20 protein-coding genes are annotated in these 23,348 nt (G+C 73.2%); 12 read left to right on the top strand and 8 right to left on the bottom strand.

Going from position 1 to position 23,348, the window contains the following annotated elements:
- Window positions 1–215 precede the first annotated feature (215 nt).
- The 3 genes from ACGFQ9_RS38100 (at window position 216) to ACGFQ9_RS38090 (ending at window position 2,577) form a co-directional block, all read left to right on the top strand.
- Window positions 216–902: a hypothetical protein gene (locus ACGFQ9_RS38100; protein WP_393580461.1), complete on the top strand. Its 687-nt coding sequence runs from the start codon at window positions 216–218 to the stop codon at window positions 900–902.
- A gap of 248 nt (window positions 903–1,150) precedes the next feature.
- Window positions 1,151–1,681, top strand: coding sequence for a hypothetical protein (locus ACGFQ9_RS38095; RefSeq protein ID WP_393580460.1), 531 nt, complete (start codon window positions 1,151–1,153; stop codon window positions 1,679–1,681).
- A gap of 59 nt (window positions 1,682–1,740) precedes the next feature.
- Window positions 1,741–2,577 carry a DUF4097 domain-containing protein gene (locus ACGFQ9_RS38090; RefSeq protein ID WP_393580458.1) on the top strand — a complete coding sequence of 279 codons (837 nt, stop codon included), beginning with the start codon at window positions 1,741–1,743 and terminating at the stop codon, window positions 2,575–2,577.
- A 63-nt stretch (window positions 2,578–2,640) separates the two neighbouring features.
- On the opposite strand, the gene ACGFQ9_RS38085 is transcribed toward ACGFQ9_RS38090, so the two are convergent.
- Window positions 2,641–3,768, bottom strand: coding sequence for a glycosyltransferase (locus tag ACGFQ9_RS38085; RefSeq protein ID WP_393580457.1), 1,128 nt, complete (start codon window positions 3,766–3,768; stop codon window positions 2,641–2,643).
- Window positions 3,765–4,307: a WcaF family extracellular polysaccharide biosynthesis acetyltransferase gene (locus ACGFQ9_RS38080; RefSeq protein ID WP_393580456.1), complete on the bottom strand. Its 543-nt coding sequence runs from the start codon at window positions 4,305–4,307 to the stop codon at window positions 3,765–3,767. Before ACGFQ9_RS38080 ends, ACGFQ9_RS38085 begins: the two co-directional genes overlap by 4 nt.
- Before the next feature lie 86 nt (window positions 4,308–4,393).
- Here ACGFQ9_RS38080 and ACGFQ9_RS38075 point away from each other — a divergent pair, with 86 nt between their 5' ends.
- Window positions 4,394–5,923: a hypothetical protein gene (locus ACGFQ9_RS38075; protein ID WP_393580455.1), complete on the top strand. Its 1,530-nt coding sequence runs from the start codon at window positions 4,394–4,396 to the stop codon at window positions 5,921–5,923.
- Window positions 5,924–5,951: 28 nt separating this feature from the next.
- Here ACGFQ9_RS38075 and ACGFQ9_RS38070 read toward each other — a convergent pair whose 3' ends face one another.
- From ACGFQ9_RS38070 to ACGFQ9_RS38060, 3 genes are read right to left on the bottom strand one after another with little or no spacing between them, the layout of a single operon-like run.
- Window positions 5,952–7,169: a hypothetical protein gene (locus tag ACGFQ9_RS38070; RefSeq protein WP_393580453.1), complete on the bottom strand. Its 1,218-nt coding sequence runs from the start codon at window positions 7,167–7,169 to the stop codon at window positions 5,952–5,954.
- Window positions 7,166–8,905 carry a lipopolysaccharide biosynthesis protein gene (locus ACGFQ9_RS38065; RefSeq protein WP_393580451.1) on the bottom strand — a complete coding sequence of 580 codons (1,740 nt, stop codon included), beginning with the start codon at window positions 8,903–8,905 and terminating at the stop codon, window positions 7,166–7,168. Before ACGFQ9_RS38065 ends, ACGFQ9_RS38070 begins: the two co-directional genes overlap by 4 nt.
- Window positions 8,902–10,107, bottom strand: a complete 1,206-nt coding sequence (locus ACGFQ9_RS38060) for a glycosyltransferase family 4 protein (protein WP_393580471.1) — start codon at window positions 10,105–10,107, stop codon at window positions 8,902–8,904. The genes ACGFQ9_RS38065 and ACGFQ9_RS38060 overlap by 4 nt, the downstream gene beginning before the upstream one ends.
- Before the next feature lie 171 nt (window positions 10,108–10,278).
- Between ACGFQ9_RS38060 and ACGFQ9_RS38055 the strand changes: the two genes are divergently transcribed.
- Window positions 10,279–10,761, top strand: a complete 483-nt coding sequence (locus ACGFQ9_RS38055) for an adenylyltransferase/cytidyltransferase family protein (protein ID WP_393580450.1) — start codon at window positions 10,279–10,281, stop codon at window positions 10,759–10,761.
- Here ACGFQ9_RS38055 and ACGFQ9_RS38050 read toward each other — a convergent pair.
- Both ACGFQ9_RS38050 and ACGFQ9_RS38045 read right to left on the bottom strand, forming a co-directional pair.
- Window positions 10,742–11,464: a CDP-alcohol phosphatidyltransferase family protein gene (locus ACGFQ9_RS38050; RefSeq protein ID WP_393580449.1), complete on the bottom strand. Its 723-nt coding sequence runs from the start codon at window positions 11,462–11,464 to the stop codon at window positions 10,742–10,744. The two genes, ACGFQ9_RS38055 and ACGFQ9_RS38050, sit on opposite strands and share 20 nt — an antisense overlap.
- A 51-nt stretch (window positions 11,465–11,515) precedes the next feature.
- The gene (locus tag ACGFQ9_RS38045; protein ID WP_393580447.1) at window positions 11,516–12,715 is read right to left on the bottom strand and encodes an MFS transporter; all 1,200 of its coding nucleotides are present in this window, start codon (window positions 12,713–12,715) and stop codon (window positions 11,516–11,518) included.
- Window positions 12,716–12,784: 69 nt separating this feature from the next.
- Here ACGFQ9_RS38045 and ACGFQ9_RS38040 point away from each other — a divergent pair, with 69 nt between their 5' ends.
- A complete protein-coding gene (locus ACGFQ9_RS38040; protein WP_393580445.1) occupies window positions 12,785–13,309 on the top strand; it encodes a MarR family winged helix-turn-helix transcriptional regulator in 525 nt (174 codons plus the stop codon).
- Between the two features lie 389 nt (window positions 13,310–13,698).
- On the opposite strand, the gene glgX is transcribed toward ACGFQ9_RS38040, so the two are convergent.
- Entirely contained in the window at window positions 13,699–15,939 is a 2,241-nt protein-coding gene (gene glgX, locus ACGFQ9_RS38035; RefSeq protein WP_393580443.1) for a glycogen debranching protein GlgX, read from the bottom strand.
- Window positions 15,940–16,111: 172 nt separating this feature from the next.
- Here glgX and ACGFQ9_RS38030 point away from each other — a divergent pair, with 172 nt between their 5' ends.
- From ACGFQ9_RS38030 to ACGFQ9_RS38005, 6 genes are all read left to right on the top strand, one after another.
- Window positions 16,112–17,368, top strand: coding sequence for an Ig-like domain-containing protein (locus ACGFQ9_RS38030; RefSeq protein ID WP_393580442.1), 1,257 nt, complete (start codon window positions 16,112–16,114; stop codon window positions 17,366–17,368).
- Window positions 17,369–17,499: 131 nt separating this feature from the next.
- On the top strand, window positions 17,500–19,368 hold the full coding sequence (locus ACGFQ9_RS38025; RefSeq protein WP_393580440.1) for a choice-of-anchor A family protein: 1,869 nt from the start codon (window positions 17,500–17,502) through the stop codon (window positions 19,366–19,368).
- A 178-nt stretch (window positions 19,369–19,546) separates the two neighbouring features.
- Entirely contained in the window at window positions 19,547–20,224 is a 678-nt protein-coding gene (locus tag ACGFQ9_RS38020) for a L,D-transpeptidase family protein (RefSeq protein ID WP_393580469.1), read from the top strand.
- Window positions 20,225–20,408: 184 nt separating this feature from the next.
- Complete coding sequence (locus ACGFQ9_RS38015) at window positions 20,409–21,617, top strand: Ig-like domain-containing protein (RefSeq protein WP_393580438.1); 1,209 nt, start codon at window positions 20,409–20,411, stop codon at window positions 21,615–21,617.
- 74 nt (window positions 21,618–21,691) lie between these two features.
- On the top strand, window positions 21,692–22,459 hold the full coding sequence (locus ACGFQ9_RS38010) for an enoyl-CoA hydratase/isomerase family protein (protein ID WP_393580437.1): 768 nt from the start codon (window positions 21,692–21,694) through the stop codon (window positions 22,457–22,459).
- Between the two features lie 264 nt (window positions 22,460–22,723).
- Complete coding sequence (locus ACGFQ9_RS38005; RefSeq protein WP_393580435.1) at window positions 22,724–23,227, top strand: ATP-binding protein; 504 nt, start codon at window positions 22,724–22,726, stop codon at window positions 23,225–23,227.
- Window positions 23,228–23,348: the final 121 nt, after the last annotated feature.

Below are 23,348 nucleotides of genomic sequence, written 5' to 3'. Positions count from 1 at the left end.
GCCCCCCCCCCGCTTTGGAGCTGGACCAGCGCGGCCGCGGGGGCGGTGGGCACCCCGCAGCTGATCCACACCTGCGGCGAACGTAACGGGGGGGGGGGGGGGGCCCCGGCCCCGGGGCGGGGCCCCGCCGACGTACCCGAACCTTCCGCGTTCTCCGCGTTCTCCGCACCCTGCACTCTCCGCACACCCTGCCCCAGTACCACGGGAGCCCTGTGATGTACCGACGCCCGGCTACGGCTGCTGTTCTGCTGGCCACCGTCCTGTCCCTGTCCCTCACCGCCTGCAGCTCGGACGGGGACAAGCCGGCCGCGGAGGCGAAGCCGAAGCCTCCGGCCGCGTCCTCGGTCCCGGACCCGGCGGACTCCTCCGCCGCTCCGGCGGCGCCGTCCTCGCCGGCGGCGAAGCCGACCGGTCCGGTGCTGCCGGACGCGAAGCTGACGCCGGCCACGGGCTCGTTCAAGGAGAACGAGAAGAAGTACCTGAGCGGCCGGGTGCCGGAGAAGACGGACCCGGCGGCGGTGCTGCAGACTGGGCAGGAGGCGTGCCAGCGCATCGCGCGCACGGCGAAGCGCGACAAGGACGCCGCGGTGGCGGCGGTGGTCTCGGGCGAGATCGCGGGCGCCAAGGACGCGATCACCCACCTCTGCCCGGAGCAGAAGCCGGTGCTGGCGGCGGCGGAGAAGGGCTTCGGGGACGGCACCCGCAAGTCCCCGGCGGCCGGGACCTACCGGGCGGCGAGCCCGACCCCGTCGTGCGCCTGGCAGGCGAAGTCCGCGGCCGGGGCGGTGCTGGCCTCCGGCCCCGAGCCCGGCGCCAAGCCGGGCGCCCCGGTCACGGCGAAGATCCCGGCCGGCACGTCCGAGTTCGTTTCGGCGGGCTGCTACGCCTGGCTCCCGGCCTGACCCGACCTCCCGCGAAGCCCCCGGCCCGCGCCGGGGGCTTCCGCGTGCCCGGGCAGCGGTGATGCGGGGTGCGCCTGGGCGCCATCTCTTGGCGCGGTATGGCGCCATCCGGAGCCAAGTTGGCGCCGGTTCAGCCTGACGGGCTGACCTGCGGAGATGGCGCGCGGTGAGTTGTCGTACCCCCAAGTGATGCCACTTTGGTGCCGCTTCCCTTGCGTGTGGTGCCAATGCCGTGCCATCATGGCATCATGGACCTCACCCCCTACGTCGACCACCTCCGACAGGAGCTCGCGGTCGCCGCCAACGCCGGCGGTGACGAAGCGCGCGCCCTCGCCGAGCGGCTCACCGCTCCGCTGGAGTCCGCCGCCCGCCTCACCCTCCTGAACGCCCTCTCGGCCGCCATGGTCGAGGTCACCCGGGACCTGGCGCCCGGCTCGGTCGACGTACGGCTGCGGGGTCTGGACCCCGAGTTCGTCGTCACCGCCCCGCCGACCGGCACCGGCACCGGCGCCGAGAGCGCCCCGGTCGCCCCGCCGACGCCGCCCCCGCCCCCGGCCCCGGTCGTACCCGCCGACGCGGAGGACGGCACCACCGCCCGGATCAACTTCCGGCTCCCCGCCCACCTCAAGGGCCGGGTCGAGGAGGCCGCCGCCGGCGAGGGCCTCTCCGTAAACGCCTGGCTGGTACGGGCCGTCTCCACCGCCCTCCAGCCCGCGGCCCCGGCCGCACCCGCCCGCTTCCGCCGCGGCGAGCAGGGCTTCACCGGCTGGGTCCGCTGACCCGGCGGCCCGCCGCCGCACCGCGCCACACCCCACCGAGTCCAAAGGACGGCACGGCCATGCCCTCTTTCGCCACGCCCGAAGCCATCACCGCCACCATCGGCATCGAGGTCGGCTCGATCCGGATCACCGCAGGCAAGCGCGAGGACACGGTCGTCGAGGTGACCCCCGGCAGGCCCGGCAGCGACGCCGACGTGCGGGCCGCCGAGGCCACCGAGGTCTCCTTCTCCGGTGACGCGCTCACCGTCCGCGGACCGAGCAAGCGGGTCCTGTTCGGACGGGCCCCCTCCGTCCAGGTGGTCGTCGAACTGCCCGCCGGCTCCCACGTCGAGGCCGTCACCGCCGTCGGCGACATCCTCGCCGCCGGCCCGCTCGGCGACTGCCGGCTGCGGACCGCCTCCGGCGACCTCCGGGTCGAGGCGGCGCACCACGTGAACCTCCGGAACGAGCACGGCGAGATCCGCGTCGGCGAGGTCGCCGGCGACGCCGACATCACCGGCTCGGGCCGGACCGAGGTCGTGAGCATCGCCGGCCGGGCCCTCGTCGGCAACGGGAACGGCGAGACCCTCCTCGGCGAGGTCCTCGGCGAGCTGCGCGCCAAGTCCTCCAACGGCCCGATCACCGTCGGCACCGCCGGGGCCGGCGTCGAGGCCAGGTCCTCCAACGGGGCGATCCGGATCGGGCAGGTCGCGCGCGGCCGGGTGGTGCTGGAGACCGGAGTCGGCGAGGTCGAGGTCGGCATCCGCCAGGCCACCGCCGCCTGGCTCGACGTCCACACCGACTTCGGCGCCCTGCACAACACCCTGGGCCAGACCGCCGGTCCCGCCGCCACCGACGAGACCGCGGAGATCAGGGTGCGCAGCGGCTACGGCGACATCGTGATCCGCCGCGCCTGACCGGGCGGCCCCGGGGAGCCGGTTCACGCGGTCCCGCCCAGGAAGTCCGCCCGGGGAGTCCGCTCAGGCCGTCCCCGGCCTGCGCAGCCGCTCGTACACCGGCAGCAGCGTGTCCAGGACCGCGTCCATCGAGAACGCCTCCGCCGCCAGCTTCCGGGCGGCCAGCGACGCGGCCCGGTTCGCCTCCGGGTCCAGCAGGGCCGAAACCGCCCCGGCGACCCCCTCGGGTCCCGGGGTGACGGCGTGACCGGCACCCGCCTCCGCGATGTCCCGGGCCAGGCCGTTGGAGTGGGTCACCACCGAGGGCACGCCCACCGACAGCGCCTCCAGTACCGACATCGGGAACGGCTCGTCCACCGACGGCAGGACGTACACGTGCGCCCGGCGCAGCTCCCGCAGCACGTTCCGGCCGCTCAGCGGCCCCGGCACGGACACCCGGTCCGCCACCCCCAGTTCCGCGATCCGGCGCAGTACGGCGGCCTGCTCGCCCTCGTCCGGGCCGGCCACCACGAACTCGGCGTCCGGGTGCGAGCGGAGGATCTCCGGCACCGCGTCCACGAAGTCCACCGGCCGCTTACGGGCCTGCAGCCGCGCCGCGTACAGGATCCGCGGCGGACCCGACGGCGCGGGCCGCTCCTCCTGTGCGGGGGTGCCGTTGACCAGCCGGACCGCCTGCGGCAGCGCACCGCCGACCACGGCCTCCAGCCCCTGCTTCTCGTGCCCGGTCAGGTACAGCACCGCGCCCGCGCCGCGCAGCAGCCGGCGGACCGCCAGCGCGTCCAGCACCTTCGCCAGGGCCTTGTCGCTGGGGTCCACCATGCCGTGGGTCTGCAGCACCAGCGGACGCCCGGCCCTCAGGGCCGCCAGCGCCACCGGAAGGGTCACCAGGTCGCGGGCCAGGTGCACGTGCACCACGTCCGCGTCCCGGACCAGCCGGCCGGCCGAGGCCAGCAGCGCCGGCGAGGTCATCCCGGAAAAGCCCAGCGGCAGCAGCCGGCGGGCCGGGAACAGCGTGGCCGGAACCCCTTCCACATCCGTGGGCCAGGGGTCGCCGAAGCCCTCGCCGAGCGCCAGCAGCCTCGGCTCGTGCCCGCGTTCGCGCAGCCCCTTCGCGAGGTTCAGAGCCACCCGCACCGGGCCGCCGAAAGCATTCTGCGGGGAGTGCAGCGTGACCGCGTGCAGGACTCTCACTTCGGCTCCTCCACCGGCCGGCGGGTGCCGTCCGCGGTCTGCAGGGTCAGCTCGGGCAGGTCCTTGTGCACGATCGCCCCGGCGCCCGCGACCGCGTGCCGGCCGATGGTCACCCCGGCGAGCACGGTCGCCCGTACCGCCACCCAGGCACCGTCCTCGACCGTGATCGGGGCGTTGCGGTAGCGGAAGTCCTCGGCCCGGTGGTCGTGCGAGCCGGTGCAGAGCATGGCCTCCTGCGAGACGCACACATGGGCGCCTATGGTCACCGGCTCCAGGTTCAGCAGCCAGGCGCCCTCACCGATCCAGCTGTGGTCACCGACCGTCAGCTTCCACGGCCACAGCACCCGCACCTTGTGCCGGATGAACACGCCCTCGCCGATGTCCGCGCCGAAGGCCCGCAGCAGGGCCACGCGCAGCCGGGCCGGACAGAACCAGGCCATGAACACCGTGTTGAGCACGGCGAACCACAGGGCCTGGGTCAGGAACCCGCGTCCCTTGTCGTAGCCGGCCAGCGTGAAGGCCGTGAGATTGCGTGCCACTTGCCCCCCTTCGAGCTCGACCCCCGGTCGGCGCCTCCCCAGGCGCCGCGCGCTCAGACTAGACTGCGCCCGGAGAGCGCACAGGGGTGGGGGCAGGCACGGTGGCAACGGACATTCGCAAGCCGCAGCCGCCCCGCGTCCCGGTCCCCCCGGAGGAGGACGCCGCCCAGTGGGGCCAGGTCACCACCCCGCGCACTTTGCTCTCCCGCGCCCTGTCGGTGCCGCTCGCGCTGGGCTTCACCGTCTTCCTGCCGCTGATGGTGGCCGTGCAGCCCGGAGCCGGCGTCGACGACGCCGCGTTCTGGGTGCAGCTCGCGCTCACCGTGTACGCGGGCGCACGGCTCTCCGCGATGGTCCTCACCAGCCGCCGCAAGCTGCTCCAGGGCTCCTTCTGGCTGTTCGTCTACATGGCGATGGGCGTGGCCCCGCTGGCCCAGGCGGTGCTCGGGCAGGTCCCGACCCCCGTCGTCGGCCCCCGCTCCGACCTCACCTGGGCCATCGCCCTGGTGCTGATCGGCTGCATCGCCTTCGACGTGGGGGTGCTGCTGGCCCGGCACCGGCCGGCCGGCGGGGTGTTCGGCACGCAGAAGGAACCGCGCCCGGTGATGACGCACCGCCGCCGCCTCCAACTGCTCACGCTGCTGGCCTTCCTGTTCAGCGGCGTGTTCATCATGAAGCTGGGCGGCCCGGCGGTCTTCTTCAGCAGCCGCCAGGAGATCATCGCCGGCATCGAGGAGGCGGGCGTCTCCAACGGCGACGGCCAGGCCGGCCAGGCGTTCCTGCGCGGCTTCGGCACCGTCCCGGCCCTGCTCGCCTGGCTGCTCTACACCCGCTGGCTGGTCACCTCGGTCTACGCCCGCCGCAAGCCGGTGGTCATCGCCACCTGGGCGGCGCTGTGCGTGCTCAACCTGATCGTCAACAACCCCATCTCGAACCCGCGCTACTGGTTCCTGACGGTGATGTTCGCGATGCTCTTCACCGTCTTCCCGGTGAGCGCCGCGATGTACCGGGTCGCCCTGTCCATGGCCGTGGTGGTGGCGCTCCTGATCTTCCCGTTCGCGGACCGCTTCCGCTACGACGAGAAGAACTACAAGCCGGTCGAGACGACCTCCTTCCTGGAGCCGATGGCCCTGAAGGACTACGACCAGATCGGCATGTTCGCCAACACCATCACCTACGTCGACTCCGGCCCCGGCCACTTCTACGGCCGCCAGCTGGCCGGCTCCGTCTTCTTCGCGGTGCCGCGCTCGGTCTGGGCGGACAAGCCGCGGGACACCGGCGTGATGGTCGGCCAGTGGATGGGCACGGTCAACACCAACCTCTCCTCCCCGATCTGGGCGGAGCTGTGGATCGACTTCGGCTCGATCGGCATGACCGGCGGCCTGATGGCCATGGGCTACGCCGCCGCCCGCGTCGACCGCCGCTACGCCAAGCGAGCCCGGCGCAGTACGCCGCCGGGCTCGCTCATCACCGTGGTCGTCCCGCTGGTCGCGGGCTACTCCTTCATCCTGCTCCGGGGGCCCCTGCTCCAGGCCTCGGGCCGTGTGGCCATCGCAGCGCTGTGCCTCGCGCTGGTGGCTACGTACCGCACGGACAAGAACAAGACGCTCCGCTGAGCTCGGCCGCCGGCGGGGCCGGGGCGGATCAGGCCGGCTGCCGGGCCGGGAGCGCGGCCGGGACGCGGGTGACGCGCCACCAGGCGGCTGCGGCCTTCAGGGCGGAGCCCAGGGCCAGGCCCCAGGCGGCGCCGGTGACGCCCCAGGCGGCGTAGCCCGCGAGGAGGAAGGCCACCGAGAGGAGCGAGAAGACCACCTGGACCGAGAGGGTGGCCTTCGGGTCCAGGACGCGGAGGGTGAGCAGGGCGGAGGTGCCCAGGGCCATCACCGCGTACTGGGCGCCTGTCGCGGGGAGCAGGGCCGCCGCCGCGGGCCAGGTGTCGCCCAGCAGTTCGCGGCCCCAGGAGCCGGGCAGGGCGTAGAGCCCGGCGGCCACCGTTGCCGCCAGGGCCCCCAGGGTCAGACCCAGCGTCAGGGTGGACCGTACGACCGCCCGCTTGCCGGTGAGCCGGTTCAGGAACGGCGGGGCGAACGCGTTCGCCGAGTTGAACAGGACGTTCAGGGGCCCGAAGAGGGTGGTCGCGCCGCGCAGCGCACCGACCGCGAGCGGGGTCGCGAAGGCGCCCAGGCCGAGCACGGCCAGCTGGCTGGAGCCCTGGCCCACCGCGTACTCCACGACGAACCGCTGCCCCAGGTGGCCGCGGCGCAGGTACGGGGCGAGGTGCGTGCGCGCGCCCCTGACGTACGGCCACAGCAGGGCCAGACCGAGGAGCAGCGCGGGGAGGGCGGAGAGGCCCCAGACCTGGACCAGGCGTTGCGCCGAGGTCCCGGACGGGAGCGACAGCAGGGCCGCGACCACGCAGGCCAGGCGGAGGGTGTCCGCCGCGAGGGCCCGTTCCGGGGCCCTCAGCGCCGAGAAGCAGTAGCGGAGGCCGTCCTGGAGCAGGACCAGGGGGAGGACCTTGCCGAGGGCCTCGAAGGCCCCGCCCGTCGCTCCGGGGAGCAGCATGCCGACGCCGGCCAGGGCCACGCCGGCCGCGACCGAGGCCGCGGCCGTGAACGCGACGGCCGAGCGGCAGACCGTGCCGAGGCGTTCCTCCGCCTTCTCCAGGACCACGGTCTGGCCGACGTACGCCATGTTCAGGCCCAGCAGGACCGTGAACGTGACGTACACCATCGAGAAGGCGGCGAAGCCGGAGGCGGAGGACAGGCGGGCCGCCAGCACCAGGACCAGGATGTTGGTGGCGCTGGAGGCCGCCTGGTCCAGGACCGAGGCGAGCGCCGCGATACCGCGACGTCCGCTCACCGCTGGCCCGTGCGGACCGTCCGCAGCGCCACCGTGTCCGTGCCGTCGCCCGGGATGTGCTGTTCGACGGGCAGGGTCGGGCGGGGGCGCGGGGCCGGGGCGGGGGTGGCCGCGGGGGCGTTGCCCGGGGTGCGCTTGCCGCGGCGCGGGCCGCCGCCCTTCTTGTCGTCCGGCAGCGGCCCGTGGAGCACCGCGCCGAGCACCGTGCCGCCCGCGCCGGTGATCAGCTCGCGGATCCGGGCCAGGTCGGTGCGCTGCACCGCCCGCGGGTCGCAGACCACCAGCACGCCGTCGACCCGGTCGACCAGCGCGAGGGCGTCGGCGTACGACAGCACCGGCGGAGCCAGCACGACCACCGTGGAGTTGGGGGAGTCCGCCTCGGAGATGAGGCGGGAGGCGCGGGCCGAGGTGAGCGCGCGGGCCACGTTGCGGACCCGGTCGCCGGGGATGAGGTCGAAGGAACCGGACTCGCCGGCGTCCACGACCAACTGGCGCCCGTCGGGCCAGTCCGACTCGGCGTGTCCGGCCGGGTTCTGGCCGGGCCCGCCCGGCATCTGGCTCCACCGGGGCCGGCCACCCGCGTCCGTCGGCAGCTGGCTGGCCAGCACCGGAGTGCGCAGGTCCGCCTCGATCAGCAGCACGTCCTTGCCGGTCTCCGCGAAGGAGGCGGCCAGGTTCACGGCGACCGCCGCGGCGATCTCGCTGCTGCCGCGCGGTGCCACCACGAGCAGCCGGCGCCGGTCGGCGAAGCGGGAGTCGTAGGCGAGGCGGAAGGCCACCGAGCGGAACTCCTCCGCCAGCCGCGGGTCTTCCTCTCCGGCCGCCAGCAGCGGCCCGCCGGCGCTCTTGTCCCGCGGCAGCGAGCCCAGGACGGGCGCCCGCAGGGCCCGCGAGACGTCGCCGTCGGAGCGCGGCGCAGGGTCGAAGACCAGCCGCACCCAGGCCGCGAGCAGGCCCAGGGCCAGACCCACGGCCGCGCCCAGGGCGAGGGACATGGGCAGGCCGGGGCCGTCCGAGGCGGACGGCGGGGTGGCCTTGCTGGTGATCCGGCCCGGGGTCATGTCCAGGGCGTCCAGCTTGGAGATCTGCCCGTTGAACTGGCCCACCTTGCTCTGCAGGTCCGTCTTCTGGGAGGCGGCGGCGTCACGGGCGGCACCGGCCGGCATCCGGGAGATGTCCTTGGCCAGTTCGTCGAGCTGCTTGGCGATCGGGTCGCGCTGCTTCTCGTAGCTCTTGACCATCTTGTCGCGGGTGGCGTCGAGCGACTCCTGGCGCTTGGACAGGTACGCCTCCGTCAGGGCGTTCGCCCGGCGGGCCGCCTCCCGCGGGCTGTCGGCGGTGTACGTGAACCTCAGCACCATGGACTGCGGTGGGTTGGTCACCTGGAGGCCGGTGCGCAGCGCCGGGAGCCCGGAGTCCGCGATGTTGAGCTTCTTGGCCGCTTCCTCGGCGATGGAGCGGCTGAGCGCCGTCTGCCGTTCCGAACCGATGTTGACCGTCTTGTCCGCCGCGATGGACGGGTTGAACGGGTCATCGGTCGGGGTGCGCAGCACCACGTCCGCGGTCGCCACATAGGTGTCGGCCGTCGATATGCCGAGGTAGACACCGCCCAGCAGGCCGATGCCGATGCCGGCGCCCAGCAGCCTGCGGTAGCGCAGCAGCTGCTTGAACTGGTCCCTGAGGAGGTCCGGCTCGTCTTCGGCCGCTATCGCCACCGGGCGGTGTTTGTCGTTCACGGCCGGGTTCCCCCCAGTGCTTCGTCGATCAGTGCGTCGATGCGGGCCAGGCCCGCCTCACGGCTCAGGTGCGCCGTCACATGACGGGGACCGGCCGCGCCCAGCGCGTCCGCGCCCGCCGGGTCCTCGGCCAGGGACCGTACGGCCTTCAGCAGTGCCTGCGGGTCCTCCGGCGGTACGAGCACACCGGCACCCGAACGCTCCACCTCCTGCGCGGTGCCGCCCTCGGCCGCCACGGAGGCGACGACCGGCCGGCCGGCCGCGAAGTAGGAGGTGAGTTTCGACGGCACGCTCATGTCCAGCACAGCCGCGTGCTGCGTGACCGCGAGCACGTCCGCCGCCGCGAGGATATCGGGGAAGTCCTCGTCCCCGGCAGGGGGGATGATGTCGAGGTTGGGAACGTCGGCCGACATCTCGGCGAGCGCGGCCCGCTGGCTTCCGTCGCCCATCAGCACGTAGCGGACCGCGGGGTCCAGGCGCGCGGCGTTCACCAGGACCTCCAGGCCCTGCTTCAGCCCCATGTTCCCCGAGTGCAGGACGACCGTCTGGCCGGGCGCCCAGCCCAGGTGGCGACGGGTCTCACCGCGCGGCTTGGTGGGGGAGGGCACGTGCGACCAGTTGGGCACCAGGCGGATCCGGTCCGGGTCCACGCCCATGCCCACCACCCGGTCGACGAAGGTCTCGTGGATCACGCCGACCAGGGTGGCCCGCTTCAGCGCGTACGCCTCCGCGCGCCCGGCCAGCGCCGCGGCCTTGTCGCCGCCGCTGATGCCGCTCTGCGCCGCGGCCGCGCCCATCAGGTCCTGGACCACCGGGACGTACGGGACCTTCCAGCGCGCGGCCATCCGCGCCGCCAGCACCCCGCCGGCCAGGCTGGGCATCTGGGCGAGGATCGCGTCCGGCTTGGGGATCCGCGGCGGGGCCGCGGCACCGTGCAGCAGGATCGATCCTTCGAACAACGCCCGCTTCACCGCGGTCTGGCGTGCCGGGACGGTGTGCGCACGCCGGTGCACAGTGACCCCCGCGCGCTCCTCCGTGCGCCGGAGCGCCCCCTTGTACTCCGGCTCAAGTGACCAGGAGGGGTAGTGCGGCATGCCTGCGAACACGTGCGTCTCGTGGCCGGAATTCGCCCAGTGTTCGGCGATCTGTGTGGCGTACGGACCGATACCCGCGTGCTCGGGAGCGTAATTGGTGGAAACCAGCAGCAGGCGCCGGTGACCGGATGCGGACACTGACAGTCCCCTTCCCCCTGATCGATGCGCACGCCACCCTAATCGTTCATCCGCACGGCGCGGAACGTGCACGCTATTGTCTGCTAATCCACCGCACCGGGGGGTGCGGTCGCTGGGGGGTAACAGATGACGGAGCAGGACATGTCCGACCTTGGCGTGCCCGCGCGCAGGCCCTACCGAGTGGGCTATGCACCGGGTGCATACGATCTGTTTCACATCGGACACCTGAACATCCTTCGCCATGCCCGGAGTCAGTGCGACTACCTGGTGGCCGGAGTGGTCTCCGACGAGATGGCGGAGCTGGCCAAGGGCCGCCGCCCGATGATCCCGCTCGTCGAGCGGCTGGAAATCGTCCGCAGCGTCAAGTACGTCGACGCCGCCTTCGTCGAGACGGTGCCGGACAAGGTCGAGACCTGGAAGCAGGTCCGGTTCGACGTCATCTTCAAGGGCGACGACTGGCGGGGCACGCCCAAGGGCGACAAGCTGGAGGCCGACTTCGCGGCCGTCGGCGTGGACGTCGTCTACTTCCCGTACACCGTGCACACCTCCAGCACCCAGCTGCGCCGGGCGCTGGACGCGCTCGCCGAGCCCCTCCCGGAGACCCTCACCGCCGAACGGCGCTGAGCTCCCGGAACCACTTCGCCAGGAACGCCAGCAGGAACAGGCCCGCCACCGCGCCCAGTCCGGCGTAGGCCCAGGAGAACAGCTCCCCGCCGCCGAGAAGCAGGAACACCAGGCAGAACACGCCGTAGTCCACCGGCAGCAGCGCCACCGCGCGCAGCGTGGAGGGGGCGGCGACGGCCTCCCCGGGGGCGGGCTTCGGCTTCAGCTTCTCGGTCAGGAGCCCGCCGAAGAAGGTCACCACGGCGGCGAACTGGAAGCCGAGCGGCACCAGCAGCCAGCCGTCGGCCTCCGTCCCGTACGCCTCGGGGAAGCGGTAGAAGGCGATCAGCACGCAGGTGTGCAGCGCGGTCAGCTTGGCGGCGTCCACCACGTGGTCGAGCCATTCGCCCGCCGCGCTGCCCCCGCCGCGCAGCCGGGCCAGCTGCCCGTCCGCCGAGTCGAAGGCGAATCCGACGGCGAGCGCGGCCCACACGGCCAGGCCCAGCCCCCACGAGGGAGCGGCGAGCGCGACCGCGGCCACCGCGGCGAAGCTGAAGGCGGCGCTGACCAGCGTCACCTGGTTCGGGGTGAGCCCCAGCGCGTACGAGCCGGCGGCCAGGTACCGCCCGGAAGGCCGGTTGACGAACCGGGAGTAGAGCGAGACCCCCTTCGCCGACTTCTGTGCCCCGCGCAGTTCCCGCAACGCGGTCCCCACACTCGCCATTCGTTCACACCCCTTGCACGACATTCCCTGCACGGCCCCCGATCGCACACATCATCGCAGGGCGAATGTGTGCTCCCGTTCCCGATGTTCCCGCACGTCCGGAACCAGCAGCACGCCCAGATTGGCCGCGGCCACCAGCACCGCGGCGGCCAGCAGCGGGCCGGTGGTGCCGGCGACGGCGGCGAGCGGGGCCGCCACGGCCAGTCCCAGCGGCCGGGCGGCGAACGAGATCAGGGTGTCGAAGGAGCCGACCCGCCCGAGCGCCCCGGCCGGCACCCGCTGCTGGATCACGGTCTCCCAGAGCGGGCTGAGCAGGCCGACCCCGCCCAGGCCGAGGAAGTACGCGGCGGCCACCACCGGGGTCGGCAGCCGCAGCCCCAGTGCGGCGAGGGCGAGGCCGAAGGCTGCCGAGGCGACGGCCACCCAGACCAGCGGCCGCCGCACCGGCAGCCGGCCGGCCGCCCAGGCCCCGGCGAGCATCCCGGCCGTGCCTGCCTGGGCGATGACCACCCAGGCGGCCTCGCCGCCGAGGGACTCCACCGCGATCAGCGGGCCGAGGGTGAGCAGCAGTCCGGCCGCCAGGTGCCAGACGCCGTGGCCCAGGACGTTCGCGAGGAACCAGGGGTGCCGCCGGGTCTCGGCCCAGCCCTCGCGCAGCTCGGCCAGGAAGCCGGGACGGTCTCCGGCCGGCGCCCGGTGCGGGGTGCGCAGGCCGCCGAGGGTGACCGCGGAGCAGACGAAGAGCGCGCCGGTCAGCAGGGAGGACCAGCCGGCTCCGATGCCCATCATCAGTGCGCCCGCGGCTCCCGGACCGGCGACCGAGGCCAGTCCCTGGGCCACCATCAGCCGGGAGTTGGCCCGCAGCCGCTCGGGCCCGGCCACCACGGCGGCCACCAGGGTGCGGGCCGCCGGGGTGCCGAAGGCCACCGCCGCCCCGGTCACGGCGGAGAGGGCCGCCAGGGCGGGCACGCGTACCGGACCGGTCAGCAGCAGGACGCCGACGGCCAGTTGCGCGGCGGCCCGGACGAGGTCGGCCGCGAGCACCACCCGCCGGGCGGGGAACCGGTCGGCGGCCACGCCCGCGACCGGCAGCAGCACCAGCATCGGGACCATCTCGCAGGCCAGTACGAGACCCAGGTCGCCGGCGGAGCCGGTACCGACCACGGCGAGGGTGAGCGTGGTCGGGATGAGGGCGGTGGCGAAGGCGGCGAAGGTGCGGCCCGCGAGCAGCCGCCACAGGGTGGGGATCATCGGGCGAAGGTATTTCGCCACCGAATCGTTCGTCAACGAAATATCTTCGGGTGGCGCGATAATGCCGGGATGAGCGAGCAACCGGGCAGCGGGCAGGGCCCGACCCCGACGGAGGACTCCGTCGACCGGCACATCGCGCGGTGGCGCGGCAAGGTGCCGTTCGACGTGCCCACGGAGGAGGTCATCACCCGCATCCAGCTGCTGGCCAAACACGTGCAGCGGGCCAAGGAACGCGCCCTGGCCGAGACCGGGCTGCAGCCCTTCGAGTTCGAGACCCTGCACCGGCTCGCCTCCCGCGGTGAACCCTGGCGGGCCACGCCCTCCGAGCTCGCCGCCGAACTGCTCCTGTCCCCGGCGGGGGTGACCGGCCGCCTGGACACCCTGGAGAAGGCGGGACTGGTCCGCCGCCTGCGGGCCGCCGACGACCGCCGGCGGGTCGACGTGGAACTCACCGGGGAGGGCCGCACCCGCTGGCTCGCCGCGATGCGGCTGCGCGGCCTGGCCGAGACCGCCATGCTGGAGCCCTTCGCCCCGGCCGAGACGGCCGAACTCGCGGCCCTGCTCAAGCGCATGCTGCTGCACGTGGAGGGGTAGCCCCACCGAGGTGTGGGCAGGCGTTCCGCAGGGCGGAACGGGTGGGCACACCGGAACGCCGCCCAGCAGGCTCGCTCCCGCCCCACCGAAGCGATGCCTCGGCTCCGCCGCAGCGGGGTCCGACCCCGTCAGCGGGGTCGGGGCACAGGCACACGCTGCGCGACCGGCGCGGGCCGTCGTGCCGTGTGCCCACCTCCCCCAGACTCCGTCCGGGGGGACCCCCACCCCCAAGCTCTCGGCTTCGCTCGAGCAGGGGGGACCCCCATCGCCCTGCGGCACGCCTGCCCACACGGCCGCGTGAACGGCACGCCTGCGCCCACGGCGGCGTGAACGGCACGCCTGCGCCCACGGCGGCGTGAACGGCACGCCTGCCTACGCGGCGGTAGGGGTCAGGCCGCCACGCGCAGCAAGAGCACCGCGCGCGCGGGCACGGTGACGGTCTGGCCGCCGCGGAACCGGGCCCCCGGAACCGCCGCCTGGTCCTCACGCGAGGTGTCCAGCACCACCTCGTACGCCGAGGCCCACGGCGGGCCCGGCAGGATCCAGGACACCGGCCGGTCCCCCGCGTGCAGCAGCGCCAGGAAGCTGTCGTCCGTCACCTGCCGGCCCCGCTCGTCCCGGCCCGGGATGTCACGCCCCGACAGGTACAGGCCCAGCGAGGCCGCCGGCGCGTACCAGTCCCGCTCCGTCATCTCCGCCCCCGCCGGGGTGAACCAGGCCAGGTCCCGCAGCCCGTCCGCGCCCTGCGGCCGGCCCGAGAAGAACGCCCGCCGCCGCAGCACCGGATGCTTCCGCCGCAGCGCCAGCAGCCGCCGGGTCAGCGCGAACAGGTTCTGCCAGCCCGGGTCCGACAGCAGTGACCAGTCCACCCACCCGGTCTCGTTGTCCTGGCAGTACGCGTTGTTGTTGCCGCCCTGGGTGCGCCCGAACTCGTCCCCCGCCACCAGCATCGGCACCCCGGTGGACAGCAGCAGGGTGGTCAGCAGGTTCCGCAGCTGCCGCCGGCGCAGCGCCGCGATCCGCGGGTCGTCCGTCTCGCCCTCCACCCCGCAGTTCCACGACCGGTTGTCGTTCGTCCCGTCCCGGTTGGCCTCCCCGTTGGCCTCGTTGTGCTTCCGCTCGTACGACACCAGGTCGCGCAGGGTGAACCCGTCGTGCGCGGTCACGAAGTTCACCGAGGCGTACGGCCGCCTGCCGCCCCACGCGTACAGGTCGCTGGACCCCGACAGCCGGTACCCCAGGTCCCGTACGTCGGGCAGCGCGCCCCGCCAGAAGTCCCGCACCGCGTCCCGGTAACGGTCGTTCCACTCCGTCCACAGCGGCGGGAACGCGCCCACCTGGTAGCCGCCCGAGCCCACGTCCCACGGCTCGGCGATCAGCTTCACCCGGCGCAGCACCGGGTCCTGGGCGATGACGGCGAGGAAGGGCGAGAGCATGTCCACGTCGTGCATGGAGCGGGCCAGCGCCGCCGCCAGATCGAAGCGGAAGCCGTCCACCCCCATCTCCGTCACCCAGTACCGCAGCGAGTCCGTGATCAGCCGGAGCACGTGCGGCCGGCCCGCGTGCAGGGTGTTCCCGCAGCCCGTGTAGTCGGCGTACCGCCGCTGGTCGTGCTGGAGCCGGTAGTAGCCGCGGTTGTCGATGCCGCGCAGCGAGAGCGTGGGCCCGAGCTCACCGGCCTCCGCCGTGTGGTTGTAGACCACGTCCAGGATCACCTCGATCCCGGCCGCGTGCAGCGCCCGCACCATCCGCTTGAACTCGCCGACCTGCTGGCCGGCCGTCCCGCTGGAGGAGTACCCGGCGTGCGGGGCGAAGTAGCCGATCGAGTTGTAGCCCCAGTGGTTCCGCAGCCCCCGCCGCAGCAGATGGTCCTCGTGCGCGAACTGGTGCACCGGCAGCAGCTCCACCGCCGTCACCCCGAGCCGCGTCAGGTGCTCGACCGCCGCCGGATGCGCCAGCCCCGCGTACGTGCCGCGCAGCTCCGGCGGCACGTCCGGGTGCCGCATGGTGAACCCGCGCACGTGCAGCTCGTAGATGACCGAGTCCGCCCAGGGGGTCTTCGGACGGACGTCGTCCGCCCAGTCGTCGTCATCGTGCACCACCACCCCCTTGGGGACGAACGGCGCGGAGTCCCGGTCGTCCCGCACGGTGTCCGCGATGTACTGCTGCGGCCAGTCCCGGACGTGCCCGTACACCTCCGGCGGCAGCACGAAGTCCCCGTCGACGGCCCGCGCGTACGGGTCCAGCAGCAGTTTCGCCGGGTTGTAGCGGGCGCCGGTCCAGGGGTCCCAGCGGCCGTGCACCCGGAACCCGTACCGCCTGCCGGGCATCACCCCCGGCACGAACCCGTGCCAGATCTCGTGGGTCAGCTCGGTCAGCGCGCACCGGGTCTCGCCGCCGCGGTCGTCGAACAGGCACAGCTCCACCGCCTCGGCGCCCTGCGCCCACACGGCGAAGTTCGTGCCCGCGACCCCGTCCGGCCCCGCCCGGTACCGCGCCCCCAGCGGATGCGAGGACCCCGGCCACACCGGAGGCCCCGGGCGCGCGGACGCCCGTACGGATCCGTTCACCCGGTGTGCGGGCGCCACGTGACCGCCCTCCACCACCTCTTGCTCGGCTGCGCTCGACACCTGACCGCCTCCACGGCTGTCGGAGGCCCGGCGGGGGAGGGTGTGCGGCCCCGGCGTCCCGGTCGGGGCCCGCCCCCGTCTGGTCCTCCTCACTGTTCTGCCCGGACCGGGCTGCCAGGAACGTGGGCCACCGTCACGTTTCCCCCGGCGGGCCCCCGTCGTTGGGAGGATCGTGAGACTTCTGACGTCCGGGCGGGCGAGGCGGGCAGCGGCGGCCGTGGCCGGCGTGGTGGCATGGGCGGGGCTGCTGGGCGGACTTTCCGGCTGTACCGCGGACGGCGGATCCCCGGTGGAGGTGGCACTGCCCGGCAAACCCCGGTCCCCGGAGGAAGCCATCAGGATCACCCCGGAGGACAACGCCAAGGCAGTCCCGGCCGACGGCCCGCTGAGCGTGTCCGTCCCCGAGGGCAGGCTGGAACGGGTGGCGGTGACCAAGGTGGAGGACGCCCAGCAGGAACAGGTCCCCGGGACGATCGCCCCCGACGGGCTCAGCTGGAGCCCCGACCCGGAGCACGGGAAGCTCTCGCTGGCCGCCAAGTACACCGTGGACGCGGTGGCCGTCGACGGGCACGACCGCCGCCAGGCCCGGCACACCACCTTCACCACCTACGTGCCCGAGGAGCGGTTCATCGGCTACTTCAAGCCCGAGAACCGCTCCACCGTCGGCACCGGGATGATCGTCTCCTTCCGGTTCAGCAAGTCCATCAAGAACCGCGCCGACGTCGAACGCGCCGTCTCGGTCACCGCGAAGCCGGCGGTGGAGGTCTCCGGCCACTGGTTCGGGGGCGACCGCCTGGACTTCCGGCCCAAGGAGTACTGGAAGCCCGGGACCGAGGTCACCGTCGCCATCAGGCTGCGCGACGTCGAGGGCGCCCCCGGCTCGTACGGGATCCAGGACAAGACCATCCGCTTCACCGTGGGCCGGCACCAGGTCTCCACGGTCGACGCCGAGGACCACACCATGACCGTCCGGCGCGACGGCGAGGTCCTCTCCACCCTCCCGGTCACCGCCGGCTCCCCGAAGTCCCCCACCTACAACGGCAAGATGGTGGTCACCGAGATGTTCGACGTGACCCGGATGAACGGGGCGACCGTCGGCTTCACGGCCGAGGACGGCAAGGGCGAGTACGACATCCCCGACGTGCCGCACGCCCTCCGGCTCACCGGCTCCGGCACCTTCCTGCACGGGAACTACTGGGCCCACCCGAGCACCTTCGGTTCCGCCAACACCAGCCACGGCTGCGTGGGCCTGCGCGACGACAAGGGCGGCGGCTCCGACACCCCGGCCGGCTGGTTCTTCGACCGCACCCTCGTCGGGGACGTCGTCGAGGTCGTCAACTCGACCGACAAGACCGTCGCCCCGGACAACGGAATGGGCGGCTGGAACATGTCCTGGGTCGAGTGGATCGCCGGCTCGGCGATCGCCTGAGGCCGGCCGGTCGCATGAGGGTGATTGGTGTGCCCGGTTTGCCGTAACGGGGGAGTGTCCGGCCCCGTCCCGCACACGAGTGCGCCCAGCCTGTCAGGGCGCCACCGACGGCGGGAAACGGACGGAGTGTCATGACTGTCAGGATCGTCAGGACAGCAAGGGCGTGGCCGCTCGGCCTCGCGATCACCGCGTTGCTGGCCGCGGCGGCCCCCGCCCTCGCGGCCGGCCCGGTCCGCACCGGGGACCCGGGCACCTCCACCGCCGCGGTCACCACGGCGTCCGCGGCGCGGGCCGCCGCCGCGGGAGCGCTGCGGGCCCCGCTTCCCGACGGCCTCGGACCCTGCGTGCCGGGCTCCTGTCCGCCGGTCTGGCCGGAGCCCGACAACGGGCCGTTCACCGGCCGGGACAACGCCGTGAACATCTTCGTCGGGGACGACTTCAACGTACGCCGGGGCGCGGCCGAGGCCGAGGGCCGGGTCGTCGTCCTCGGCGACTTCGACATGGAGAAGCTGGGCTCCCCCACCACCAGCGACGTCTACAACGTCGGCATCGTCGGCGTCGGCTCCCGCGTCCCGCCCGAAAACGGGGCGGACTTCCTCACGGTCGGCGGCAGCGTCCGGGTCGCGCAGGGCCAGCGGCTCCTCGCCGACGGGGGCGTGGTCCGCTACGCGGGCACCGTCACCGGCACGGTGACCGGCACCCTGACCCGGGACCCCGGTGCCACCGCGCCCTACGCCGCGGTCCGCGCCCGCCTCACCGCGGCCGGCAAGTGCTACGCCCGGGTCGACGGGCAGCCCCGGCCGGCCACCGGCACCGTCGCGGTCAGCCCCACCGAGGCCCTGTTCACGGGCGACGGCAGCTCCGCGCTCCAGGTCTTCAACGTCCCCGCCGGCACCGACCTGGCGACCTCCGCCGGCGGCCAGGTCTTCGTCCGGTTCACCGGCATCCCGGACGGCGCCACCGTGCTGGTCAACGTGCTGGGCGAGGACCCGCTCGTCTCGTTCAACAACGGCAGCTTCCCGGCCGGGCTGCGCCACCGGCTGCTGTGGAACTTCCCCGACGCGGCCACCGTACGGCTGCACGGCACCGCTCAGCTCGAAGGCTCCACCCTGATCGCCGAGCCGTTCTCCGAGGCCTCCGTCCAGCTGCCCGGTGTGAACGGCCGCTTCCTCACCGCGGGCGACCTCACCCACACCGGCCCGAGCACCACCGGCGGGTTCGGCCAGGAGTTCCACTCCTATCCCTTCACGGGCAGCCTGCCCGAGTGCGGGACCGAGCCGCCCGTGCCGCCCGAGCCGGCCGAGGGCTCCCTCTGGGTCCGCAAGACCGACGCGGAGTCCGGCGCCGCGCTGGCCGGGGCCCGCTTCCAGCTGTGGCGGGAGACCAACGGCACGGCCGGCCTGCAGGCCGACGGCGCCACCCCCGACGAGCTCGTCTCCGGCGAGTGCGTCACGGCCGCCGACGGCCGCTGCGGCGCCACCGTGCCGCCGGGCAGCTACTACTGGCTCGAGACCCGGGCCCCCGACGGGTATCAGCCCCCGGCCGCACCGGTCAGCGGGCCGGTCGTACTGACCGCGGACAACGCCGCCCAGGGCGTCACCACGACCGTCCCCAACACACGGGAGCAGCAGTACCAGGGCTTCATCCGCGTAGTGAAGAAGGACGCCAAGACCAAGCGGCCGCTGCGCGGCGCGGTCTTCGAGGTGTGGCGGGAGTCCAACAGCACCGCCGGTCTCCAGACCACCGGCATCAACCCCGACCACCGCGTCGGCCAGGGCTGCGCCACCGACGGCGCCGGGGTGTGCGAGTTCGGCCCGCTCTACTCCGGCCGGTACTACCTGTGGGAGACCGACGTCCCCGAGGCGTACGTGCTCCCGGACAAGGACGTGACCGGCCCGCTCACCCTGGACGACGCCACCCCGGACCACCGCGTCGAGATCACGGTGTTCAACAAGCGGGACGACTACGGCAAGGAGCCGTCCTCCTCCAAGGAGGACTGACCCGCCCGCCCGGCCCTGCCCCGGTGCTCCGATGTGATGACCCGCTCACCGCATCGGAGCACCCGGGCGCGCCCCGGCCGTCCCCGCGCGGTTCGCTGGGGCCATGACGCACCGACAGCGCAGCGGGCAGCCGGCGGGGAACCGCCGGGCCGGGAGCACCGCGGGCCTGACCCTGGCCATGACGCTCGCCCTGACCGGCCTGGCCGGCCTGACGGGCCTGGCCGCGGCCCCGCCGGCCGCCGCGGCGGGTGCCGCCGCGGCGGCACCCTGCACCGCGCGCACCGGGCCCTACCAGCGGGAGCTGGAGGCCCACCTCGGCCGGAAGGTGGACGGGGTGCAGTCCCCCGAGGACTGCGCGGCGATCCGGCAGTTCCAGGAGGCCAACGGGCTCAGCCCCGCCGACGGCTACCCGGACGTCGCCACCCACCGCGAGATGCTCGTCGTACAGGCCCGCCCCAACCCGAACAAGGCCGGCAAGTGCCCGGTCCGGAACCACCGGGTGACCTGCATCGACATGGACCGTCAGCTGCTCTGGGTGCAGCGCGGATCCAAGGTGGTCTTCCCGCCCGTGCCGATCCGCACCGGCCGGGACGACCAGGAGACCCGGCTCGGCTGGCACGAGATCTACTGGCGGAACAAGGACCACGTCTCCACCCTCTACGACACCCCCATGCCCCACGCCCAGTTCTTCAACGGCGGCCAGGCCATCCACGGGGCCTACGGGGACCTCTACGCGTACGGCGGCTCGGCCGGCTGCGTCAACCTGTACCCCAAGGACGCGGCCCGGCTCTGGGACCTGCTGACCGAGGGGGACGCCGTCTACGTGTGGGGGACCAAGTTCGGCACGGACGGCTGACCGTCCGCCGGACCGGACCGGACCGGACCGGGGCGGACCGGACCTGGGCGGGGCATCCTGCGAGGTCGGCCCCGGTTGGGACCGAACGGTGACAAATCCGTGGCTCTTCGTCATCCTCCCGTGTGATTACCTGTTTCCATAGCGCGCGACTGTCTGCGCGCGGGGGACATGGGGGAGAAGAAGAGTGAACCTGCAGCCGACACGTGCCCTGTCGGCCCTGGTGCTGGGGGCGGCTCTGCTGCTCACCTCGGCGTGCAGCGGCGGCGGCAGCACCGGCAGCGGCGGTGACAACGGCAAGGGCGGCGGCAGCGGCAAGACGGGGACCGAGGCGTCCCAGGCCGTCGTCAGCATCAAGCCGGAGAACGGCGCCAAGGAGGTCGCGACCAGCGGCGTCCTGAAGATCTCCGCGACGGGCGGCAAGCTGTCCACCGTCGCGGTCGCCGACACCAAGGGCAACCAGGTCGAGGGCAAGCTGTCGGCCGACGGCACCACGTGGGAGCCGGCCCGGCACCTGGGCTCGGCCACCGAGTACAAGGTGCACGCGGTGGCCAAGGACGGAGCCGGCCGGGAGTCCGCGAAGGACGTCACCTTCACCACCCTCACCCCGAAGAACACCTTCATCGGGCACTACACCCCCGAGGACGGCGCCGAGGTCGGCGTGGGCATGCCCGTCTCCGTCAACTTCAGCCGCGGCATCACCAACCCGGAGGCCGTGGAGAAGGCGATCACCGTGACCTCCGAGCCCTCGGTGCCGATCGAGGGCCACTGGTTCGGCAACGACCGGCTCGACTTCCGCCCGGAGAAGTACTGGGCGGCGGGCACCAAGGTGACCGTCAAGCTGAACCTGGACGGCGTCGAGGGCCGCCCCGGGGTCTACGGCAAGCAGACCCGCACGGTGCAGTTCAGGATCGGCCGCTCCCAGGTCTCCACCGTCGACGCGAGCACCCACCAGATGCAGGTCGTCCGCGACGGCCAGGTGTTCAAGAACCTTCCGATCACCGCGGGCGCCCCGTCGACCACCACCTACAACGGTGAGATGGTCATCAGCGAGAAGTTCAAGGTGACCCGGATGAACGGCGCCACCGTCGGCTTCGGCGGCGAGTACGACATCAAGGACGTGCCGCACGCGATGCGCCTGTCCACCTCGGGCACCTTCGTGCACGGCAACTACTGGGCCGCGTCGAGCACCTTCGGTTCGGAGAACGTCAGCCACGGCTGCGTCGGCCTGCGCGACGTGCGCGGCGCCGGTGACCCCGAGGCCCCCGCCGCCTGGTTCTACGACAACTCGATCATCGGCGACGTGGTGATCGTGAAGAACTCCAAGGACAAGAAGATCGCCCCGGAGAACGGCCTCAACGGCTGGAACATGCCCTGGTCGGAGTGGATCAAGTAGTGGTCGGCCGGTGGCTGGGGTAACCCCGGTCACCCCTGCTACCGAAGCCGGTTAACGGGCACTAACGTGCCCGTATGACCATCTCTCTCGAAGTCTCCGAAGGCGTCGGCACCATCCGCCTGGACCGGCCGCCCATGAACGCCCTGGACATCGCGACCCAGGACCGGCTGCGCGAGCTGGCGGCGGAGGCCACCGACCGCGCCGACGTCCGCGCGGTGATCCTCTACGGCGGCGAGAAGGTGTTCGCGGCCGGGGCGGACATCAAGGAGATGCAGGTCATGGACCACGCGGCGATGATCGCGCGGTCCCGGGCCCTGCAGGACTCCTTCACCGCGGTGGCGCGGATCCCCAAGCCGGTGGTGGCGGCCGTCACCGGCTACGCCCTGGGCGGCGGCTGCGAGCTCGCGCTGTGCGCGGACTACCGCATCGCCGCGGACAACGCCAAGCTCGGGCAGCCCGAGATCCTGCTCGGCCTGATCCCCGGCGCCGGCGGCACCCAGCGACTGTCCCGGCTGATCGGCCCCTCCCGGGCCAAGGACCTCATCTTCACGGGCCGGATGGTGAAGGCCGACGAGGCGCTCACCCTCGGCCTGGTCGACCGGGTGGTACCGGCCGCCGAGGTGTACGAGCAGGCGCACGCCTGGGCCGCCAAGCTGGCCCAGGGCCCGGCCATCGCGCTGCGCGCGGCGAAGGAGTGCGTGGACGCGGGTCTGGAGGCCGACATCGACACCGGTCTCGCCATCGAACGCAACTGGTTCGCGGGCCTGTTCGCCACCGAGGACCGTGAGCGCGGCATGCGCAGCTTCGTCGAGGAGGGCCCGGGCAAGGCCAAGTTCCTTTAGTCCCGGGCGGGATGGCGCGGGTGTGGCGCCCGGGATAGCTCCTGCGGGTGGATTAGCCAGGCCTTAAGGCAGCCTTAAGGGAGCCTGGAGATCCACTCACCGTGATGATCTCCGAACGGTCTGTCATCGCAGGTCGGATACGGTTTTTGCCCTCACCCGGTGCCTCTGGCATATGACGAAACACCCCCTCGGGCCTTCCGGTTCCAGGGGGTGTTTTCGCGAGGAACGGCCCGGAGGGGCGCCCGCGCCCTCCATGATGGGTGCATGGCGGGCCTGGAGGGTGTGGAACAACCGCGGCAGCGCAGTGGCGCTTCCGCTTTACGGCTGACGGCGGCTCTTGAGGACGAACAGGGGCTGAAGGCCCTGGAGTTGTACGGGAACCCGGCCGAGGGCGAGGTGACCCTGCCGTCGCGACCCGAATCGGCGGGCGCCGCGCGCCGGCTCACCCAGTACGCGGTGGTCCGGATGTGGGGGCTCTCCCCGCAGGTGGCCGAGCACGTGGTGCTGCTGGTGTCGGAGCTGGTGGGCAACGCGGTCCGGCATACCGGGGCCCGGTCGTTCGGGCTGAAGCTGCTGCGCCGTCGCGGCTGGATCAGGGTGGAGGTGAGGGACCCCTCGCGCGGGCTGCCCTGCCTGATGCCGGTGCACGAGATGGACGTCACCGGGCGTGGGCTGTTCCTGGTGGACAAGCTGTCCGACCGCTGGGGCGCGGACCTGCTGCCGCGCGGCAAGACGACCTGGTTCGAGATGCGCGTCGCCGACCGCTGACGCCGGCGCCGGCCGGAAAAACCAGAAGCTCCCTGTCCGCCGTGGTGGGCGTCGTGGGAGCTTCATGAGTTCGCCGAGGATCCAATGGGGTGTGTGATCCTCGGCGTTGGCGCATTCGCTC

The organism is Streptomyces sp. NPDC048603, from assembly GCF_043199475.1.
In the GTDB taxonomy this organism is placed as follows: domain Bacteria; phylum Actinomycetota; class Actinomycetes; order Streptomycetales; family Streptomycetaceae; genus Streptomyces.
The sequence above is the reverse complement of the archived record's forward strand: the minus strand, read 5'-3'. Positions and strand labels throughout refer to the sequence as shown.

Excerpts from the sequence above, each read along its gene's own strand:
- ACGFQ9_RS38025 (WP_393580440.1), top strand. The coding sequence starts at position 17,500 with ATGACTGTCAGGATCGTCAGGACAGCAAGGGCGTGGCCGCTCGGCCTC.
- ACGFQ9_RS38040 (WP_393580445.1), top strand. The coding sequence starts at position 12,785 with ATGAGCGAGCAACCGGGCAGCGGGCAGGGCCCGACCCCGACGGAGGAC.
- ACGFQ9_RS38005 (WP_393580435.1), top strand. The coding sequence starts at position 22,724 with ATGGCGGGCCTGGAGGGTGTGGAACAACCGCGGCAGCGCAGTGGCGCT.
- ACGFQ9_RS38050 (WP_393580449.1), bottom strand. The coding sequence starts at position 11,464 with ATGGCGAGTGTGGGGACCGCGTTGCGGGAACTGCGCGGGGCACAGAAG.
- ACGFQ9_RS38090 (WP_393580458.1), top strand. The coding sequence starts at position 1,741 with ATGCCCTCTTTCGCCACGCCCGAAGCCATCACCGCCACCATCGGCATC.
- ACGFQ9_RS38010 (WP_393580437.1), top strand. The coding sequence starts at position 21,692 with ATGACCATCTCTCTCGAAGTCTCCGAAGGCGTCGGCACCATCCGCCTG.
- ACGFQ9_RS38020 (WP_393580469.1), top strand. The coding sequence starts at position 19,547 with ATGACGCTCGCCCTGACCGGCCTGGCCGGCCTGACGGGCCTGGCCGCG.
- ACGFQ9_RS38100 (WP_393580461.1), top strand. The coding sequence starts at position 216 with ATGTACCGACGCCCGGCTACGGCTGCTGTTCTGCTGGCCACCGTCCTG.
- ACGFQ9_RS38045 (WP_393580447.1), bottom strand. The coding sequence starts at position 12,715 with ATGATCCCCACCCTGTGGCGGCTGCTCGCGGGCCGCACCTTCGCCGCC.
- ACGFQ9_RS38095 (WP_393580460.1), top strand. The coding sequence starts at position 1,151 with ATGGACCTCACCCCCTACGTCGACCACCTCCGACAGGAGCTCGCGGTC.
- ACGFQ9_RS38055 (WP_393580450.1), top strand. The coding sequence starts at position 10,279 with ATGTCCGACCTTGGCGTGCCCGCGCGCAGGCCCTACCGAGTGGGCTAT.